The organism is Okeania sp. SIO2B9 (genome assembly GCF_010672505.1).
Classification (GTDB): domain Bacteria; phylum Cyanobacteriota; class Cyanobacteriia; order Cyanobacteriales; family Microcoleaceae; genus Okeania; species Okeania hirsuta.
The window spans coordinates 1-2,363 of record NZ_JAAHGK010001192.1; the positions used below are offsets into that span (position 1 = coordinate 1).

The following is a 2,363-nucleotide window of genomic DNA, read 5'->3' on the forward strand; positions in this document are numbered from 1 at the left end:
TGGTATCCGCCTCCCCTTTTAAGGGGATAATAAGCGGTCGTTAGCGCAGCTTCCCGTAGGGTGGGATGGCGATCTTCGGAGCGGGTCTGCACTCTTCGGGTCTCCTCGCCATATCCAATCGACCAAGAGAAGAAAAATTTTCATGATTAGTCAATCCTCTTCTTTTCAAGGAGAGGTAATAATTAATAATGAATAATTAATTATTAATTGTTGAACTGCCTTCACAGATATTACTAAATCAATATCACCACCTCTTCAAGATCCGGATCACAGTACAATCCCGAAAAATTACTGAAAATAAGAATATGTTGAGGAACAAACAAAGAACTCAACTATGTATTGTCAACATCTTACTTTTTTAGGGTCAATCTAATCATGACTATTTCACAATTCATCAAAAAACTTTCAGCAACCTTTGCTGGAACAGCTTTCGCTGCTCTCAGTGGCATCACAGCAGCTCAGGCAATTTCCATAACTCCCACCAATAACGGCAATGATTTAGTTAATGAAATCTTAGGCAGTGGGATTACCATTGCACCAGATTCTATCAACTATATAGGTACAGGAGGTGCTTCAGGAATTTTCACCAATGGATTATCATCTGGTATTGGCATCGATAGCGGTATTATTCTGACTACAGGTACAGCTACGGATGCCGAAGGTCCGAATAATTCAGATGAGCAAACTACCGATAATGAATTGCCTGGAGATTCAGATTTGGATGGGTTGATTCCTGGATTCACTACCGAGGATGCAACAATTCTGGAATTTGACTTTGAAAGTGAAGGAGGAGACCTTTACTTCAATTATGTATTTGCTTCTGAAGAATATGTAGAATGGACAAACTCTGAATTTAATGATGTCTTCGGTTTCTTCCTAAATGGAACCAATATTGCTCTAATTCCTGGTACATCTACTCCAGTTGCCATCAATACAGTTAATGGAGGAAAACCTCTAGGAACTAAAGCGAGTAACCCGGAATTTTTCAATAACAATGACCCTAGTGAGGGGGGGCCATTTTTTGATATAGAATATGATGGTTTTACTAATCTATTTACTGCCCAAGCATTAGGACTGAGTGCTGGAAGTCATCGTATTAGATTAGCGATCGCTGATGCTGGTGATGCGAAACTCGATTCTGCTGTATTTATCCAGGCAAATAGTTTTTCAGATATACCTATTGATCCTCAATCAATTGAAGATGTTCCTGAACCTTCTGTATTAATTGGATTATTAGTAGTTGGTTTTGCTGGTTCGTGGCTCAAGAAAAATATCAACAAAATTTAATATTATGTTTGTTGAATAGTTACAGCATATTCGAGATTAATGTGCTATAATTAAATCGGTAAATATTTTTTGCTTGTTCGATATCGGGCCTCCCCACCTTCCCGGCCTCCCTACTCCCTACTCCCTAAAACCATCAATACAATATATTTACTTCGTGTCTGTAAGAAACTGTTAAGTCTTAGATGGCATTTTTCTCGACATTTATGGACAACTGTTGACAAAATGTATAGGTATAACCGTCTTTTTTATATACAACTTTTAATTTGCTCACATGAACACTTTTTGCTTTCTGTCCTGGCACTGGGAAGTTAAAACTATTTGATTTTGAGAGAGGATTAACTCTACCTACTTCCTCAGTTTCAATGAAAGATACTAAATCTCCACTATTCCAACCTCAGAAATACCTGTGAGAAATGCTTAATCATGTTTCTGTAAAATTTGTCAAAGGTTTATGAGCACGGGCGTTTTCTCAGCCCTCCCATTAATTGTTGATACAGGATGAAATTATAGGCAGTAAAAACTAGAATAAAGTGACGCATTAAACTGGTTTTATTTATCACTTGATACTCTCTTAAACCTAACCAACCCTTCGCTTCTCTATAAAATTTTTCGATATAGTTTCTCTGGGAAAAAGTAGTAATATCATGTCCGGATAATTAGTGATCAAAAACTTCCTTCTTTTTTTATCCTGACTCCTGACTCGGTATTCATGACTCCTGACTCTTCCGTCGTTATTTATAAATATTCAACCGGCCATCATATAACTATCCATTCTCCTGTCACACTTTTATATGGTTTATTTGTAATTAAATAATCAATTTCAGTTGCCGATTTTACAGAACTACTATTCATCTTGGATAAATACGATACTTATATCTGAGCTTTCATAATTTAACTCGTGCACTAACGAAATGATACCATATTTATCAAACCAAAAGTAAATGAAAAGTCGCCCTCAAAGGACGAGACTTCAGAACCAGTTTTTCGGTGAAATAATCGTTCAAGATTAGTGTCAATAAAAATTTTCAGTTTGTATAATCTCATTACAGTCATGGATTGAGATTATACAAACTGAA

General features: G+C 36.6%; 1 protein-coding gene and 1 pseudogene. One reads left to right on the top strand and one right to left on the bottom strand.

Features of this window, described 5'->3' with window-relative positions; genetic code table 11:
• Positions 1 to 375 precede the first annotated feature (375 nt).
• The gene (locus tag F6K13_RS28810) at positions 376 to 1,287 is read left to right on the top strand and encodes a choice-of-anchor L family PEP-CTERM protein (protein ID WP_124143906.1); all 912 of its coding nucleotides are present in this window, start codon (positions 376 to 378) and stop codon (positions 1,285 to 1,287) included.
• Between the two features lie 427 nt (positions 1,288 to 1,714).
• Here F6K13_RS28810 and F6K13_RS28815 read toward each other — a convergent pair.
• Positions 1,715 to 1,928, bottom strand: a pseudogene (locus tag F6K13_RS28815) (IS701 family transposase); the annotation flags it as partial.
• Positions 1,929 to 2,363: the final 435 nt, after the last annotated feature.